The sequence below is a fragment of the Actinomyces israelii DSM 43320 genome (assembly GCF_000711965.1).
GTDB lineage: Bacteria > Actinomycetota > Actinomycetes > Actinomycetales > Actinomycetaceae > Actinomyces > Actinomyces israelii.
Window position 1 is genome coordinate 46,169 of record NZ_JONS01000016.1, and the last position, 16,090, is coordinate 62,258.

The 16,090-nt window shown below is 71.1% G+C and carries 13 protein-coding genes and 1 pseudogene; 8 read left to right on the forward strand and 6 right to left on the reverse strand.

All coding sequences use genetic code 11. From position 1 onward, the window contains the following. Positions 1-117: 117 nt before the first annotated feature. The gene (locus O145_RS19015; RefSeq protein ID WP_229118417.1) at positions 118-540 is read right to left on the reverse strand and encodes a type I phosphomannose isomerase catalytic subunit; all 423 of its coding nucleotides are present in this window, start codon (positions 538-540) and stop codon (positions 118-120) included. 347 nt (positions 541-887) lie between these two features. Here O145_RS19015 and O145_RS18055 point away from each other — a divergent pair. From O145_RS18055 to O145_RS07225, 5 genes and pseudogenes are all read left to right on the forward strand, one after another. Beyond that, a pseudogene (locus O145_RS18055) lies at positions 888-1,007 on the forward strand (glucose-1-phosphate thymidylyltransferase); the annotation flags it as partial. Between the two features lie 156 nt (positions 1,008-1,163). Beyond that, positions 1,164-2,975, forward strand: a complete 1,812-nt coding sequence (locus O145_RS07210) for a phosphotransferase (RefSeq protein WP_043561742.1) — start codon at positions 1,164-1,166, stop codon at positions 2,973-2,975. A gap of 10 nt (positions 2,976-2,985) precedes the next feature. Continuing rightward, entirely contained in the window at positions 2,986-4,002 is a 1,017-nt protein-coding gene (locus O145_RS07215) for a DMT family transporter (RefSeq protein ID WP_052374801.1), read from the forward strand. 140 nt (positions 4,003-4,142) lie between these two features. Further along, positions 4,143-5,015, forward strand: a complete 873-nt coding sequence (locus O145_RS07220; protein ID WP_043561744.1) for a LicD family protein — start codon at positions 4,143-4,145, stop codon at positions 5,013-5,015. A 112-nt stretch (positions 5,016-5,127) separates the two neighbouring features. Further along, the gene (locus O145_RS07225; RefSeq protein ID WP_043561745.1) at positions 5,128-6,375 is read left to right on the forward strand and encodes a lipopolysaccharide biosynthesis protein; all 1,248 of its coding nucleotides are present in this window, start codon (positions 5,128-5,130) and stop codon (positions 6,373-6,375) included. Between the two features lie 67 nt (positions 6,376-6,442). Here the strand turns inward: O145_RS07225 and O145_RS07230 are convergent, their stop codons facing one another. After that, on the reverse strand, positions 6,443-7,867 hold the full coding sequence (locus O145_RS07230; RefSeq protein WP_043561747.1) for a sugar nucleotide-binding protein: 1,425 nt from the start codon (positions 7,865-7,867) through the stop codon (positions 6,443-6,445). 25 nt (positions 7,868-7,892) lie between these two features. After that, a complete protein-coding gene (locus tag O145_RS07235; RefSeq protein ID WP_043561749.1) occupies positions 7,893-8,771 on the reverse strand; it encodes a glycosyltransferase family 2 protein in 879 nt (292 codons plus the stop codon). Between the two features lie 159 nt (positions 8,772-8,930). Between O145_RS07235 and O145_RS07240 the strand changes: the two genes are divergently transcribed. Both O145_RS07240 and O145_RS07245 read left to right on the forward strand, forming a co-directional pair. Next, positions 8,931-10,277: a hypothetical protein gene (locus O145_RS07240; protein WP_052374803.1), complete on the forward strand. Its 1,347-nt coding sequence runs from the start codon at positions 8,931-8,933 to the stop codon at positions 10,275-10,277. Positions 10,278-10,349: 72 nt separating this feature from the next. Further along, positions 10,350-11,426 carry a glycosyltransferase family 2 protein gene (locus tag O145_RS07245; protein WP_084682448.1) on the forward strand — a complete coding sequence of 359 codons (1,077 nt, stop codon included), beginning with the start codon at positions 10,350-10,352 and terminating at the stop codon, positions 11,424-11,426. Positions 11,427-11,547: 121 nt separating this feature from the next. Here the strand turns inward: O145_RS07245 and O145_RS07250 are convergent, their stop codons facing one another. Both O145_RS07250 and O145_RS07255 read right to left on the reverse strand, forming a co-directional pair. Continuing rightward, positions 11,548-11,952, reverse strand: coding sequence for a DUF2304 domain-containing protein (locus tag O145_RS07250; RefSeq protein WP_043561751.1), 405 nt, complete (start codon positions 11,950-11,952; stop codon positions 11,548-11,550). Positions 11,953-11,956: 4 nt separating this feature from the next. Then, positions 11,957-12,682 carry a glycosyltransferase family 2 protein gene (locus O145_RS07255; RefSeq protein WP_043561753.1) on the reverse strand — a complete coding sequence of 242 codons (726 nt, stop codon included), beginning with the start codon at positions 12,680-12,682 and terminating at the stop codon, positions 11,957-11,959. Between the two features lie 153 nt (positions 12,683-12,835). On the opposite strand from O145_RS07255, the gene rfbB reads away from it, so the two are divergent. Continuing rightward, positions 12,836-13,831, forward strand: a complete 996-nt coding sequence (gene rfbB / locus O145_RS07260) for a dTDP-glucose 4,6-dehydratase (RefSeq protein ID WP_043561849.1) — start codon at positions 12,836-12,838, stop codon at positions 13,829-13,831. A 22-nt stretch (positions 13,832-13,853) separates the two neighbouring features. Here the strand turns inward: rfbB and O145_RS07265 are convergent, their stop codons facing one another. Beyond that, entirely contained in the window at positions 13,854-16,016 is a 2,163-nt protein-coding gene (locus O145_RS07265; protein WP_229118418.1) for an acyltransferase family protein, read from the reverse strand. Positions 16,017-16,090: the final 74 nt, after the last annotated feature.

Genomic DNA, 16,090 nt, shown 5'->3' on the forward strand with positions numbered 1-16,090 from the left:
GTGCCTTGTCAGCAGACTATTGGCGAGCCCAAGACGGAGATGCCCGGGTCGGTGGGGAAGGTGCGGGCGCCAGCCACGGCGTTGGCGTCCGCCCGCCGTGAGGGCGAGGCCCCGGCCTCATGGCGGGCGGCGATCTGCGCCACCAGCTCCCTGGTCTCCTGGCCGCTGGGGCGGGCCTGGGCGTCGACCGGGTCGGTGAAGAAAGACCTGTCGGATGCCGAATCGGGTGGGGTTCAGCCGCAGGGTGCGGCGCATGCGGTGGGCCGGCGCCGAGTCGAGGCCCGACAGGACCTCCACGGCGCGGCGCGGAGCCCGGAATCCGGCCACCGCCTCGAAGCGGGTGAGGGCCAGGACCGTCTCGGGCTTGTGGCTGGCGTCCCTGTGGCTGCGCTCGGGGTCCTCCAGGGCCGGGCCGGCCTCGTTCTCGCGGGCGTATCCGTCGGCGGCCTGATCCAGGCCGGGGTGTACCTGGGGGGACAGCGTCCGCTGGGGGGCGATGATCGTGAGCAGGTAGGGCAGCCGGGCGCCGAAGCGCCGCACGACGTCCTCGCCCAGGAGGCGCTGGGGGGGGACCGGAGTCGATGAGTGCGGCCGGGCTTGCGCCGTCGGCCAGGCGGGTGCGCCCCGCCGGGTGGGTGCTGTACCGGGCCTCGGCCCAGGGATCGTCGTCGGGCTGGCTCCTCAGCAGCTCGGGGGTCGCCGTGCTCGACCCCCAGTCATGGCGCTGGCGGGCGGGCCCAGGGGATTCCAAGGGATTCCATAGGCGCACACCGCACAGCCCGCAGCCCCTCCAGGAGCGCAGGAAGGGGTCACAGCTGGGTACAGGTGGGCATGGCCGAGGCGGCGAGAAGGTGCCCGCATGGGTATTCATAGGACCATAGGACACAGAGGCCGCCTGGCGCATGGGCTTCATCGCCGACGACGGCCTGTGTGCCCGGGCCGAGCCGCTGGCCAAGTCCGGCTACGGGACCTACCTGCTGGGGCTGCTGGACCGCGGACGGGGGTGACCGGGCCGCCCGAGCAGGCCGTCCCGGCCGGGGCGCCGACGGGCCGTGTACGGCCGCGGGTGACACCCCCCACTTTCTGTTCACTTTCCTCGATTCATTATCTACATTTGAACGCACCCGAATCGGAACGAAAGATGAACGGACACGGTGACGCCCATGACAGGCACGCTCTCGCAGCCCCAGTTCGACGTCCTCAACGCCCTCCTGCGCGCGGACGCCCCGCTGACGCAGCGGCAGATCCACGAGTCGACCCGGACGTCGCTGGGCACGGTCAACAGCGCCGTGCGCGCGTGCGAGGCCGCCGGGTACATCGCCGAGCGGCGGATCACGCCGGCCGGCAGGCAGGCGCTGGAGCCCTACCGGGTCGACAACGCGGTCATTATGGCCGCGGGCCTGGCCCAGCGCTTCGCCCCGATCTCCTACGAGCGCCCCAAGGGCATGCTGCGCGTGCGCGGCGAGGTCCTCATCGAGCGGCAGATCGAGCAGCTGCACGCCGCCGGCATCACCGACATCACCGTGGTGGTGGGCTACAAGAAGGAGTACTTCTTCCACCTGGCGGACCGGTTCGGGGTCACGATCGTCGTCAACGACGACTACGTGAACCGCAACAACAACGGCTCGCTGTGGGTGGTGCGCGAGCGCCTGGGCAACACCTACGTGTGCTCCTCGGACGACTACTTCACCTCCAACCCCTTCGAGTCCCACGTCTACCAGGCGTACTACGCGGCCCAGTACGTCGAGGGCCCCACCCGGGAGTGGTGCATCTCCACCGGCCCCGGCGGGCGGATCACCGCGGTGACGGTCGGCGGCCGTGACGCCTGGACGATGATGGGCCACGTCTACTTCGACCGCGCCTTCTCAACCGGCTTCCGACGCATCCTGGAGGAGGTCTACGAGCTGCCGGAGACGGCGCCCAAGCTGTGGGAGCAGATCTACATCGAGCACATCAAGGACCTCGACATGGTCCTCCGGCGCTACCCGGCCGGGGTGGTCAACGAGTTCGACTCGCTCGACGAGGTCCGCGGCTTCGACCCCATGTTCATGAACAACCTCGACTCCGAGATCTTCGAGAACATCGCCCAGACCCTGGGATGCGGCAAGAACGACGTGCACGACTTCTACCCGCTCAAGCAGGGCATCACGAACCTGTCGTGCCACTTCGCCGTGGGCGAGGAGCAGTACGTCTACCGGCACCCGGGCATCGGCACGGACAAGATCGTCGACCGCAGCGCCGAGTTCGAGGCGCTGAACCTGGCCCGGGACCTGGGCATCGACCGCACCTTCATCACCGGGGACCCCGACAAGGGCTGGAAGATCTCCCGGTTCATCCCCGACTCGCGCAACCTGGACGCCTCCCGCCCCGCCGAGCTGGAGCAGGCCATGCGCATGGACCGGGACCTGCACGACTCCGGCAGGACCCTGGCCCGGAGCTTCGACTTCGTCAGCGAGGGCGTGAGGTACGAGCAGATCCTCAAGGGCTACGGCCCCATCGACGTCCCCAGGTACTTCGAGCTGCGCGGCAAGGTCATGCGGCTCAAGGAGCTCGCCGACGCCGACGCCTTCCCCCAGGCCCCCAGCCACAACGACTTCTTCCCCCTGAACTTCCTGGTCGACCCCACCGGCCGCCTCGACCTCATCGACTGGGAGTACGCCGGCATGTCCGACGTCGCCAGCGACTTCGGCACCATGGTGGTGTGCGCCCAGCTGTCGATCGACCAGGGCGACCGGGCCCTGGAGTTCTACTTCGGCCGCACGCCCACCGAGCGCGAGCGGCGCCACTTCTGGTCCTACGTGGTCTTCGCCGGCTGGTGCTGGTACGTGTGGGCGCTCGCCAAGGAGGCTGAGGGCGACGACGTCGGCGAGTGGCTCCTCATCTACTACCGTCACGCCGTCGACCACGTCGACCGGCTCCTGGCCGACTACGAGACGGCCTGTCCCACCACCCCGTCGCACTCCCCCTCGAAGTGAGGTTCCCGTTATGAAGTACGGAGTTCTCAGTGGCATGCTCTGGGGCCTGGACACCGTGGTCCTGGCCATGGCCCTCGCGCTCATCCCGTTCGCCGGCTCGCCCGACGCCCCCCTGACCGGAGCGTTCCTCCACGACGCGGCCAGCGCCATCATCCTGCTGGTCTACATGGCGGTGCGCGGGCGCCTGCGGGACACGCTGGCGGCCGTCCGCACGCGCAGCGGCAAGGCCGTCATGCTGGCGGCCCTGCTGGGCGGGCCGGTCGGTATGAGCGGCTACCTCATCGCCATCAACAACATCGGGCCGGGCTACACGGCGATCATCTCCACCTTCTACCCCGCCTTCGGCACGCTGCTCGCCTTCCTCCTGCTCAAGGAGCGCATGCGGCCCGGCCAGATCATCGCCCTCCTGGTCGCCCTGGCGGCCGTGGCGGTCAGCGGCTGGTCCAGCGACGCGCCCACCGGCTCGGCCCTGCTCGGGGTGCTCGGGGCGCTCGGGTGCGTGATCGGCTGGGGCTCCGAGGCCGTCCTGCTGGCCTGGGGCATGCGGGACGACGCCGTCGACAACGAGACGGCGCTCCACATCCGCCAGACCACCTCGGGCCTGACCTACCTGCTCGTCGTCATCCCCGTCTCGGGCTCGTTCCACTTCGCCGTCCGCCAGGCCGCCGTCTCGACGGCGACCGGAGTCGTCGCCCTGGCGGCCCTGACGGGGGCGGCCTCCTACCTCTTCTACTACAAGGCCATCGACACCATCGGCGCCTCGCGCGGCATGGCGCTGAACATCTCCTACTCCGCGTGGGCCGTCGTCTTCGCGCTGGTCCTGCAGAGAACCATGCCGTCCGCCCTGCAGATCGTCTGCTGCGTCGTCACCCTCGTGGGCACCGTGCTCGCGGCGACCCCCGACTGGCGCGAGCTGCGACTCACCCGGCGCTCGGTGCGCGCGCCCGCGGAAGAGCCCGACACGGGCCGGGAGGACCCCGAGCCCGGTCGGCGGCAGGACGCCGTGCTGGAGGCCCCGCGCCCGTGACGCGGCGGCGCCCGCCGCGCCGGCCCCGCGCCCGTGACACCGGCCACCCGCATCCTCCCTAGGACTCTGTGAGGGCCCTGTGAGAGGATTCGGGCCGGCGCCCCGGAGCCGGGGCCGGTCGATCGTGATGGGAGCCGTGGATGACGACGGATGAGTGGGCCGACCCGCAGATGCTGCACAGGGTCCACCTGCTGCTGACCAGGATGCTCGCGGAGCTCGACCGCGTGTGCAGACAGCTGGACGTCTCCTACGCCGTCTACGGCGGGACGGCCATCGGCGCCGTGCGCCACAAGGGCTTCATCCCCTGGGACGACGACGTCGACGTCATGATGACGCGCAGCGACTACGAGCGCTTCCTGGCTGAGGCGCCGGACCTGCTCGGCGAGGAGTTCCGGGTGGACAACACCCGCACCGTGCGCGACTACCCGTTCATGTTCTCCAAGCTGGTCCTCAAGGGCACCCTGCTCATCCCCGAGTTCGCCAAGGACTCGGCCTACCGCATGCCGATCTCCCTGGACATCCTCCCGGTGGACAATGTGCCCGACTCCCCGCGCGCCTTCCGCGCCATGAGCAGGCGCACCTGGCTGTGGGGGCGCCTGCTGTTCCTGCGGGGGACGCCCCGGCCCTACCTCATCGGGATCACCGGGGCGCGGCGGGCCGCGATCTACTCGGTGACCACGGCCGTCCACTGGGCCATGCGCTGCCTGGGCCTGACCCCGCGCCTCCTCCAGTCCCGCTGGGAGAAGGCGGCCCGGCGCTACGAGCACGCCCGCACCAGACGCATGGCGGACTTCTCCATGCGCGACCCGGAGAACTGGGCGCTGACGCGCGAGGAACTCTTCCCCCTCCGCGAGGTGCCCTTCGAGGACATCACGGTCATGCTGCCCCACGAGTACGACACGCTGCTGCGGCGCGGCTACGGCGACTACATGGAGCTGCCGCCGCAGGACCAGCGGCGCAACCACAAGCCGCACGTTGTCGACTTCGGTCCTTATGAGAGTACCCTCCCCTGAGGGTCCTGGGAGCACCCGCCGCGATGGGGTCCCGTGGCGGCCCCGGGCTTGCAGGATGCCCGGGGCCGCGCGCACAGATTCCCACGGCCCATCCGCCTCAGGAGGCACGAGCATGTCCGCACCGGAGACGTCGCAGACCCGCGACTACTTCTGGAACACCGCCGCGTCCCTCATGCTGTCCCTGACGACGGCGGTCCTGCTCCTCGTCGTCCAGCGCAGCGCCGGCCTGTGGGCGGCGGGCGTGTTCTCGCTGGCCAACTCCGTCGGGCAGCAGTTCCAGTCCCTGGGCATGTACGAGGTGCGCACCTACCACGTCACCGACGCGCGCCACCGCTTCTCCTTCGGCACCTACCTGGCCACCCGCCTGGTGACCGTGGGGGCCATGATCGCCGGCATCATCGGGTACGCGGTGGTCTCCGGAGCCGACCTGGCCGGCGCGCTCCTGATCGCCATGATCGCCTGCCTAAGGGTCTTCGACGCCTTCGAGGACGTCTTCTACTGCGAGTTCCAGCGGGAGGGGCGGCTGGATGTCGCGGGGCGGGCCTGCTTCTTCCGCACCCTGGCCACCATCGTGGTCTTCTCCGGGGTGCTCGTGGTCAGCGGGAGCATGCTCGTGGCCGCCGCCGCCACCCTGATCGTCTCAACGGTCGTGCTGCTGGGCGCCTACCTGCCGCCCGCCAGGGGCATGTTCGACCTGCGGCCGCGCTGGGAGCTGCGGCCCATCGGGCAGGTCCTGGTCGAGTGCCTGCCGCTGTTCCTCGCCTCGTTCATCGCCCTGTACCTCGCCAACGCGCCCAGGTTCGCCATCGACCGCTACCTCGATCCCGAGCGGCAGGGCTACTTCGCGATCATCTTCATGCCGGCCTTCACCATCAACCTGCTCTCCTTCGTCATCTTCCGCCCCCTGCTCACCCAGATGGCCAACCGCTGGGTGGGCGCGGACCGGGCCGGGTTCGCGGCGATCGTCAGGAAGGGCCTGCTGGGGACCCTGGCCGCCTTCGCGGCAGTCGCCCTGGCCACCTACACGATCGGCGCCCCCGCCCTCCGCCTCGTCTACGGCACGGACGTCTCCGGCTCCATGCTCGAGCTCATGGTGCTGGTGACCGGAGGCGCGCTGAACGCGGCGGGGGTGGTCCTCTACTACGCGCTGACGACCATGCGGCTGCAGCGGCTCGTCTTCGCGGGGTACGCCGCCGCGGCGGTGGCGATCACCCTCCTGTGCGCCGCGCTCGTCCCCGCCCACGCCCTCCTGGGCGCCTCCGCGGCCTACGCCGGGGCGATGGCGGTCCTCGTGGCCTTCTTCCTGGCGAGCCTGCTCCTGGCGCTGCGCAGGACCGCCTCCAGGGCCCCCGCGGCCTGAGCGGCCGACGTCGTCGGACTGCCGGGGCCCCGGCGGGCCCAGCCCGGCGGCCTCGGCCCGGGCCCGCTCACAGGGTCGGCACGTAGGCCGCCAGGCGCTCCATGGAGTCGCCCGGGGTGAAGCCGGCGGCCTCGATCTTGGACAGGTCCAGGACGGAGCTGAGGGGGCGCGGGGCGATGCCCTCCCGGCCGGCGTAGTACTCGGCCGTCGTCACCGGCGTGACCTCGGCGGGATCGTGGCCGACGAGCTCGTAGACGCGCCTGGCGACGTCGCACCAGGAGACGACCGGGCCCTCCCCCGACAGGTTGTAGGTGCCGGGATCGGCGCCGGTGGACAGCAGGTGGATGATGCCCGCGGCGAGGTCGGCGGTGAAGGTCAGGCGGCCGGTCTGGTCCGCCACGACCCTCGGGGCGATGCCGCGCCCGGCCAGGGCGGCCATGGTGCGCGCGAAGTTCCTGCCGTCACCGACCACCCAGGAGGTGCGCACGAGGTAGTGGCGGGGGACGGTCTGGACGGCGGCGTCGCCCCCGGCCTTGGACTGGCCGTAGACGCCGAGCGGGCTGGGCGGCTCGTCCTCGGTGTGGATCCCGGCGGTGCCGTCGAAGGTGTACTCGCTCGAGATGTGCACGAGGGTCAGGCCGCGCGCGGCGCACTCGCGGGCAAGGTTGGCCGGGCCGGTGGCGTTGGCCCTCCATGACAGGCGGCGCCCGTCGGGGGTCTCGGCGCCGTCGACGTCGGTCCAGGCGGCGGCATTGACGACGACGTCGTAGGCGGCCCAGTCCCACGCGGCCACCTGGGCGGCGTCGGAGATGTCCGCCTCGGGCAGGTCGACGCCGGTGGCGGCGTAGCCGGCCGCGGGGAGCCGGGCCATGAGCTCGCGGCCCAGCTGGCCGCGGGCGCCGGTGACCAGCACGCGTCGGCCGCGCCCGGCCCCCGCCGCGAAGGGGACGACGTCCGCCAGGCGCGGGTGGGCCCGGTCCTTGTCGGACAGGATCGCCCGCTCCAGGGGGATGGGCCAGGGCACCGCGGCGGTCTCGTCGGCGAGGTTGAGAAAGGTGTAGGCCGCCTCGGGCGACCAGTGGTCGTTGACCAGGTAGGTGTAGGCGGTGCCCGGCTCCAGGGTCTGGTAGGCGTTGCCGACGCCCCGCGGCACGAGCACGGCCACCGACGGGTCGATCTCGCAGGTGTAGACCGCCCCGAAGCTCGGCCCCTCGCGCAGGTCCACCCAGGCCCCGAAGACGCGCCCGGTGGCCACCGAGACGAACTTGTCCCACGGCTCGGCGTGGATGCCGCGGGTGACGCCGGCCTCCTGGTTGTAGGAGATGTTGTTCTGCACCGGGGAGAGGTCCGGCATCCCGAGGCCGAGCATCTTCTCGCGCTGCCAGTTCTCCTTGAACCATCCGCGGTTGTCCCCGTGGACGGTCAGGTCGAGGCGCAGAAGGCCGGGGATCGGCGTGCGGTCGATGGCCAGGGGCTTGCCCGTTTCCGTCATGTCAGCTCTTCCCGACTCGTGCGGCTCATGCCACGACGTGGCGGCCCAGGTTCCTCACCCCGGCCCAGTTCCTGGCGAGCGCGGCCCTGGGGAGGAGGGAGCCGGCGTGCAGGCGCGAGGAGATGTGGAGCCGGGCCACGCGCGCGGCGCGGTTCCAGCCGAGCCGCCCCATCTCGTCGGCCATCTGGAGGAAGAAGCGGCGCTCCTCGCCGAACCTGGTGCCCTCCAGGGCGCGCCAGGAGGAGTCGGATCCCGAGTGGCGGCGGTAGAGGAAGGCCGCGGTCGGGTCGTAGAGCAGGCCGCCGCCCTGCATGGCGACGTCGCACACCAGGGCCACGTCCTGGACGACGTCGTAGCCCTCGCGGAAGCCGATGCCGAGGATCGTCTCCGCCCGCCAGGCCAGCGACGGGAAGTAGAGCCAGTCGCCGCGCAGGATCGAGACCGCCAGGGCCTCGCCGCGCAGGACCTGGGGGATCCTCGGGGGCATGTAGAAGCCCTTGACCCTCTCGACCATGGTGCGGGAGGGCGCGCCGTGCTCGTCGATCACGAAGACGCCCGGCTGGAAGATGCTCGCCTCCGGGCAGCGCCGGGCCGCCCGCACGAGCCACTGGACGTAGTTGGGGAGCATGACGTCGTCGGCCCCCATGACCTGCACGAGCGGGTTCTCGACGAAGGTCAGGCACTTGCGGTAGTTGCCGTTGGCCCCGAGGTTGGTCTCATTGCGCATATAGGTGACCCTGGAGTCCCCCAGGGAGCCGAACCAGCCGGGGATCGAGTCGTCCGGGTAGCCGTCGTCGACGACGATCAGCCGCCAGTCGGGATCCGTCTGGCGCAGGACCGACCTGACAGCCTCCTTCATCATGGCCACATCGCCGTAGAAGGGGAAGAGGATGTCAACAGTCATGTAGGGGCCTTCCACGAAGCAAACGGTGCTGCGGCAAGGTTAGCATCGCGTGCCGCCGCGCCTCGCGGCCCGCCGGCAGGCGCCGTTCGCACAGTACTTTCATAGAGCATCACAGCACGCGTTCACCCGTCCCGCCCCACCGGCACCTACTCTGAGGTCGTGACGGTTCACCACGGCTCCTCGGGCACGGCCGAGGACACGGAGTCCCGGACCAGGGTCACCGCGGGGCGCGCCACGGGAATCATGGCGGCATCGATCACCGCCGCAGCGTCGAGCCTGCTCATCACGGTGGTCTCCGCCCGGACGCTCACGGTCGCGCAGAACAAGGAGTTCCTGGTCTTCTGGGGGTTCATGTTCGGCATCTTCGGGGTGATCTCGGGCATCCAGACCGAGTCCACCCGGGCCGCCCTGGCCGGCTCGAAGGCGGCGGTCGGCTCCCCCGAGCCCTCCGGGCCCGCAGGCCGCCCGGGGCCCGCCGCGGCTCCCGGGCCCGCAGAGCCGGCTCGCCGTCGTGCCCGCATCCTGGTGACCGCCCTGCTGCTCGGCCTGGTCATCGCCGCCCTCGCGCTCGCCACGGCCCCGGCGTGGGTGCCGAGGCTGACCCCGTCGACCGGCCCGCTGACGGCGGCGCTCATTGCCGCGGGCGTGTGGGGGTACGCCGGTCAGGCCTCGCTGTCCGGGGTGCTGGCCGGGACCCGGCGCTGGAACCTCTACTCGGCCCTCATGGCGGCCGAGGCGCTGCTGCGTCTGCTGCTCGTGCTGCTTGTCGCCGTCGTCGTCTCGAGCCTCATCGGCCTGGAGGCCGCCGCCGCGGCGCCCGCCCTGGTGTGGCTCCTCTTCCTCCTCATCCCGGCCGCCCGGGCGACGGCGGGCTCGCGCGCCGACGTCGGGGCGGCCCGCCTGACGTCCTTCAGCCTCCAGGCCATGCTCAGCTCGGCCTCCTGGGCGGTGCTGGTCACCGGGTTCCCCACGCTGCTGGAGATCACCTCCCCCGGGGCGGACGCCGCCGAGGTGGCGATCGTCATCCTGGCCGTCAGCCTGACGCGCTCGCCGATCATGATCCCCCTGCAGGCCTTCCAGGGCGTGCTCATCACCACCATCGCCGACGCCGATCCGTCCCGGCGCCTGGCCGGCGTGACCAGGATCCTCGGCATCCTCCTGGCCGGCGGCACCGCGCTGGCCGCGGCCGCGGCTCTGGCCGGCCCATGGCTCGTCCGGTCCGTCTACGGGCCCCAGTACGACCCCTCGCCCTGGCTGCTCGGGCTCCTCACGCTGGCCGCCGTGAGTATGGCCTCCCTCGTGCTCACGGGCGCCTCGACCATCGCGCTCAACAACCACCGCGCCTACACGCTCGGGTGGGTCCTGGCGGCGCTCACGGCCATCCTCCTCCTGCGGCTCCTGCCGCTGAGCGTGAGCCCCCGCGCGGTGCTCGCCCTGGGGCTGGCGCCCCTGAGCGGGGCCTGCGTCCACCTGCGCGCGATCGCGGGCTCCAGCGGCAGGCGGTGACATCCGGCGCCCTCGGCGGACCTCGACCAGCAACAGACAGCCTCATGTTCGACATCGCTCCTGGGAGGGCTCATGGCGCACACGCCTCGAACACCTAGAACCTCGGTCATTATGCCCGTCTACAACACCGGCGAACGGGTCGTCGACTCGATCCGCTCCGTCCTGGCCCAGACCGACGGGGACTTCGAGCTCCTCGTCATGATCGACGGCTCCCCCGATGACGCCTCCGACCGCGTCGCCCGGTTCCTGGCGCGCAGCCCGGACGCCCGCGTGCGGGTCTTCGACAACGCCGTCAACCGCGGGGTCTCGGCGGTGCGCAACCAGGGGCTCGAGGCCGCCCGCGGCAGGTGGATCGCCTTCATCGACTCCGACGACGCCTACCGGCCGGAGTTCCTCGCCTCCATGCACCGGGCCGCGGCGGGCACCGGCTCAGACGCCCCGGAGGCGGACGTGGCGCTGTGCGCCCACCGGATCAGGGCCGTCGGCGAGGAGACGCACCGCACACGAGCCCGCGTCGCCCCGGGGCGCATGACGGGTCGCGAGGCGGCGCTACGGCTGCTCGCCGACACCCTGACCCCCTACGTGTGGGACAAGCTGTTCAGGGCCACGCTGTTCGACGACGTCCGCTTCGCCACGGACATCAGGCGGGCGGAGGATGCCCTGGTCGTCCTGGAGGCGCTGACCCGCGCACGGTCCGTCGTCGTCATCAAGGACCCGCTGTACGACTACACGGTGGACAGCGGCGGCCTGACCTGGGGGCACCTCACGCCCATCGAGGAGAGCGACCGGCTGGTCTCGGCGATGACGCGGGCCTCGCGGAAGATGCCGGGGGATGCCCGGGCGCGCCGCGCTCTGGCCAGCTCGACGACCCTGACCTACCTCAACAATGCGCAGCAGGCCATGATGATCGACGGAGCGCGGGCGCCCCGCGACCTCGAGGAGTACAGGAGCCGGATCGGGTGGGGGGACATCGTGCGCACCCTGCGGATCAGACCGGCTCTCGGCGCCGCGGCGCTCGCGTTCAAGGCGAGCCCCGGAGCCTACCGGGGCGTGTACCGCAGATACGTCAGGCGGGTGTACGGGATCGCCGGGCCCTCGCAGCCCGCAGCCTCCCCGCAGCCCGCGCCCCCACTTCGCCGAGATCGGTAGATCTCCGGCTCGAGATCGGTCTGGTTCCGCGCCGAGATCGGTGCGGAACCGGAGCGATCTCGGCGAAGGGGCGGGCGGCGCAAGCGACGCGGCTCCCGGAACCCGCCGGCCCGGGCGGGCCTCACGACCCGTCCGGGCCGGCCTCACGATCCGTGCGGCCCGTCTGAGGGTCGGCCCGCACGTCCGCCTCGAGCTCCTCGAGGCGCAGGTTCAGGATGGCGATCTCCTCGACGAGCCGGCGCCGCTCCTCGTCCGCCCGCGAGGCGTCGACGCTGAGCTGCAGCGAGACGAGCATCATGACGATGCCCGCGACGAAGAACGCCAGGTTCAGCGGGACTCTGACGCCCAGCACGCCCGCCAGGAGGCTGAGCAGCGCGGGGAACAGCGACACAATGGTCGTGCCCACCACGATGACGACCCACCAGGTCGCGTAGCGCTCCTTCATGCCCGCGTTGCGCATCCGGAAGAACACTGCGAGCAGGACGATCAGGGCGAAGACGAGGCCGATCCAGTATGTGCGTTCCATGAGGTCACTTCTTCTGCGTGGGACGGGTCAGGGAGATGCCGAGCGCCACGAAGGCCCTCCCGAGGAACCGTGCGGCCTTGATCGGATTCTGCGACGGCTTGCCGCCGGCCCGGGGCCTCATGGCCACGGGGACCTGCCGCACCACCAGATTCGCCCTCGCCGCGATGACGAGGGCCTCGATGGTGTCGCCGAGGTACTCCGCCGGGTACTCCCTGGCGAACAGGGCGATGGCCCTGCGGCCGGCGAGCTTGAAGCCGGAGGTCGTGTCCGTCAGGCGCGTCCCGCACACCCTGGACAGGATGAAGGACAGAACCTTCATGGCCCACCAGCGCGGGCCGCGCACCGAGTACTCCCCCTTGCCGGCGAAGCGCGCCCCGATGACGAGGTCCGCCCGGTCCTCCTCGGCGCAGCGAAGAAGGCTCGTGATCTCCCCGGGCGCGTGCTGGCCGTCGGCGTCGAGCTGGACGGTGTACCTGTATCCGTGGCGCTGGGCGTACAGGTAGCCCGCCCGCATGGCGCCGCCGACACCCAGGTTGATCGACAGGTCCAGCACCGGCACCCCGGCGGCCCGGGCGATGTCGGCGGTGGCGTCCGTCGATCCGTCCGAGACGACCACCAGGTCGGCGAGGGAGCCGACCGTGTCCAGCACCTCCTGAAGAACGCCGCCCAGCACGTCCGCCTCATTCCAGGCGGGGATGATGACCAGCGTGTCATGCGTTGGTGACGCCATGACTCTCCTTGACTCTCCTTCACGACGGCGATGGACCGGCAGGAGTCTACCGGGTGGCGCAGCCCCGGGCGTGGAGCCGGACATGGCATGATGCGCGCAGAGCGACGCGAGCCGGCGTCCCCCGTTCCCCCGAGTCTCGGAGCCGTTATGTCCATGAGCATTCTCGTCACCGGCGGCGCCGGTTTCATCGGCGCCAACTTCGTCCACCAGACCCTCGTACGCCACCCCGACGCGAGGGTCACGGTGCTCGACAAGCTCACCTACGCCGGCAACAGGGGCTCCCTGGCCGGCCTGGGCGACCGGGTGAGCCTCATCGTCGGGGACGTCGCCAACGCCAGCGCGGTGGACCCGCTGGTGGCGGCCGCCGACGTCGTCGTCCACTTCGCCGCCGAGTCCCACAACGACAACTCCCTGCGGGACCCCTCCCCCTTCATCCGCACCAACCTGGTGGGAACCTTCACCCTCCTGGAGTCGGTGCGCCGCCACAAGGTGCGCTTCCACCACGTCTCCACCGACGAGGTCTACGGCGACCTCGAGCTCGACGACCCGGCCAGGTTCACCCCGACCACCCCGTACAACCCGTCGTCGCCCTACTCCTCCTCCAAGGCCGGCTCGGACCTGCTGGTGCGGGCCTGGGTGCGGTCCTTCGGGGTGGAGGCCACGATCTCCAACTGCTCGAACAACTACGGGCCCTACCAGCACGTCGAGAAGTTCATCCCCCGTCAGGTCACCAACCTCATCGACGGGGTGCGGCCCAGGCTCTACGGCGCCGGGGCCAATGTGCGTGACTGGATTCACGTGCGCGACCACAATGACGCCGTGTGGGACATTATCGAGCGGGGCCGCATCGGCGAGACCTATCTCATCGGCGCCGACGGGGAGAAGAGCAACAAGGAGGTCGTCGAGCTCATCTGCGAGCTCATGGGCCGCGACCCGGACGACTACGACCACGTGGCCGACCGCCCCGGCCACGACATGCGCTACGCCATCGACAGCTCCAAGCTCGTCGAGGAGCTCGGCTGGTCCCCCCGGTACACCGACTTCCGCTCGGGCCTGCGGGCCACCATCGACTGGTACCGGGACAACGAGGCCTGGTGGCGCCCCCTCAAGGCCGGGGTCGAGGCCGCGTACGCCGCCCGGGGGCAGTAGACGGATCTGCGGGGGCCCGCTGTCACCCCGGTTGCTCGATGCCCATGGCCTGCTTGATGCGCGAGGCGAGCTCGGGAGCCATGGTGCGCGAGTAGGTGGCCGAGACGTGGTTGTCGTCCATGTAGACGAACACGTCGCCGATGATCGTGCCGCACACGTCGCCGGGGCACAGCATGTCGCCGGCGTCGATCTGGTGGAAGAGCGGCATCTCCTCCAAGAGCTTCGCCGGGTCCTCGGCGGCCATGACGTCCTCCTTCGGGAAGACGCAGCCGCCGACCATCGTCTCGGGGCCGACCGTGCTGGCGCACTCGTACAGGCTCTTGTCCGAGCGCGGGTTGTCGCGGAAGCCGATGACGGCGATGCCCTCACCGGTGAGCTGCTCCACGAGCCTCTTGATCCCGGGCCGCAGCACCTCCGAGGACGAGTCCTTGGCGGTCTCCGTGGTCTGGAGCACGACGACGTCGGGGGGATCGGCCTCGATCTGCTCCAGGGCGACGCTGTTGCGGTCCCGGCAGCTGCCCTTGTAGTACTCGGGCAGGCCGAAGGAGCAGGCGCCCTTGAGGTAGGCCGTGATGTCCCAGTCCTCGGTGTCGTGCAGCAGGCGCAGGGTGGGAACGATGTTCTGGGCCGCGTGCGAGTCCCCGACGACGACGGCCCTGACCGGGCCGTCGGAGGACGACGGCAGGCGCCGGCACGAGGAGTTCTCGCTGTCGACGCGCTCGGTCACGTCCTCGTCGCACTCGGTGCCCGACAGGGACACCCACTCGGCGGTCACGGCCAGGGGGCCGGGAACCGGAGACTTCGTCCACTCGCTCGCCTGGCCCTTGCCGAGCGCGAGGGCGCCCGGGTGGTCCGGGTCCACGCCCACCTCAATCTGCTGGGCGATCTCCTGCTCGCGCTGGTAGGCGATGGCGCCCCCGGCCACGCCGAGCGGGATCCCTCCCACCACCAGGCTGGTGACCACCATGGCGGCCTGAATGCCCAGCCTGCGGCCCGAGCGGGGGAAGGTCTGGGCGGGACGGTCCACGCCCCACGTCATGATCGTGGCCGCCACCAGCACGATGGCGATGAGGGTGGCGCCGGTGCGCAGGTCGAAGGTCTCCTGATCCGTCGCCGTCAGGTACAGGACGAACAGCGGCCAGTGCACCAGGTAGACGGCGTAGGAGCAGTCGCCGAGGGCGACCAGCGGACGCCACGACAGGAGGTGGGACACCGTGCCGCCCCTGGGCCCGGTGTCGCACAGGAGGATGGCCGCGACCGCCGTCATGGGCACCGCCGCCATGGGACCGGGGTAGGTCCCGATGCTCACCAGGCAGAAGAGCACGAGGGCGCCCAGACCGAGCCACGACGCCAGCCACCGCGCCCAGGCGCGGCGGGGTCGCAGCCGCGGCGCCGCCGCGGCGATCGCGGAGCCCAGGGCGAACTCCCAGATGCGGGCCCGGGTGTCGAAGTAGACCGAGCCGTCGGCGGGCGCCGCCGTGATCAGCCACGTCAGGGAGACCGCCGCCAGCGCGGCGAAGGCCACCGCCACGACGCGACGCACCGACAGGCGCATGAGCGAGGCGAATCCGGCGCACACGGCCATGAGGACCGGCCACAGCAGGAAGACCTGCCCCTGCATGGACATGGACCACAGGTGCTGCAATGGCGAGGAGACGGCGTGGTTGTCGGCGAAGTAGTCGGCGCTGACGGCGGCCAGCCGCCAGTTCTGCCAGTAGGTCACCGAGGCGGCGCCCTGCACGAGCACCTCGATCCACCGGTTGCGGGGCAGGACGAGCAGCGAGGCCGCAACGGTGATCAGGACGGTGACGACCAGCGGGGGCATGAGCCGCTTGAACGTGTGCAGCCAGCGCTCGACGACCCAGGGCGTGCGGCCGGCCTCGGCACGGCGGACGAATGCCCCGGTCATGAGGTAGGCCGAGATCATGATGAAGGCGTCCACGCCGATCGGCGAGCCGATCCGCCAGGCGTGGAAGCCGAGCACCTGGATCATGCACACGGCCCGCAGCCCCTGGATGTCGAGGCGCCGACCGGGCTTCGCGGGCCGCCGCCGGAAGACCCTCCTGCAGATCCTGACCGGGGCGCGCCCGCGGGCCGCGGTGGGCCGCGGGGACTCGCTCGCCTCGGTCGCCTCGCTCGTCTCAATGTCCTGCGACTTGGGACGCTGCGCCACGACGGAGCTCATGATCCCAGGGCCCCGCTTGCGACAGGGCCGCTCTGCGGCAGGTCGTCATCGACGGCGGCCGGGTTGGCTCTCAC

What these genes read in the sequence shown, in the direction of transcription:
- O145_RS07220 (WP_043561744.1), top strand. Translation starts at nt 4,143, where the DNA reads ATGACGACGGATGAGTGGGCCGACCCGCAGATGCTGCACAGGGTCCAC.
- O145_RS07245 (WP_084682448.1), top strand. Translation starts at nt 10,350, where the DNA reads ATGGCGCACACGCCTCGAACACCTAGAACCTCGGTCATTATGCCCGTC.
- O145_RS07255 (WP_043561753.1), bottom strand. Translation starts at nt 12,682, where the DNA reads ATGGCGTCACCAACGCATGACACGCTGGTCATCATCCCCGCCTGGAAT.
- O145_RS07250 (WP_043561751.1), bottom strand. Translation starts at nt 11,952, where the DNA reads ATGGAACGCACATACTGGATCGGCCTCGTCTTCGCCCTGATCGTCCTG.
- O145_RS07235 (WP_043561749.1), bottom strand. Translation starts at nt 8,771, where the DNA reads ATGACTGTTGACATCCTCTTCCCCTTCTACGGCGATGTGGCCATGATG.
- O145_RS07265 (WP_229118418.1), bottom strand. Translation starts at nt 16,016, where the DNA reads ATGAGCTCCGTCGTGGCGCAGCGTCCCAAGTCGCAGGACATTGAGACG.
- O145_RS07225 (WP_043561745.1), top strand. Translation starts at nt 5,128, where the DNA reads ATGTCCGCACCGGAGACGTCGCAGACCCGCGACTACTTCTGGAACACC.
- O145_RS07230 (WP_043561747.1), bottom strand. Translation starts at nt 7,867, where the DNA reads ATGACGGAAACGGGCAAGCCCCTGGCCATCGACCGCACGCCGATCCCC.
- O145_RS07210 (WP_043561742.1), top strand. Translation starts at nt 1,164, where the DNA reads ATGACAGGCACGCTCTCGCAGCCCCAGTTCGACGTCCTCAACGCCCTC.
- O145_RS07215 (WP_052374801.1), top strand. Translation starts at nt 2,986, where the DNA reads ATGAAGTACGGAGTTCTCAGTGGCATGCTCTGGGGCCTGGACACCGTG.
- rfbB (WP_043561849.1), top strand. Translation starts at nt 12,836, where the DNA reads ATGAGCATTCTCGTCACCGGCGGCGCCGGTTTCATCGGCGCCAACTTC.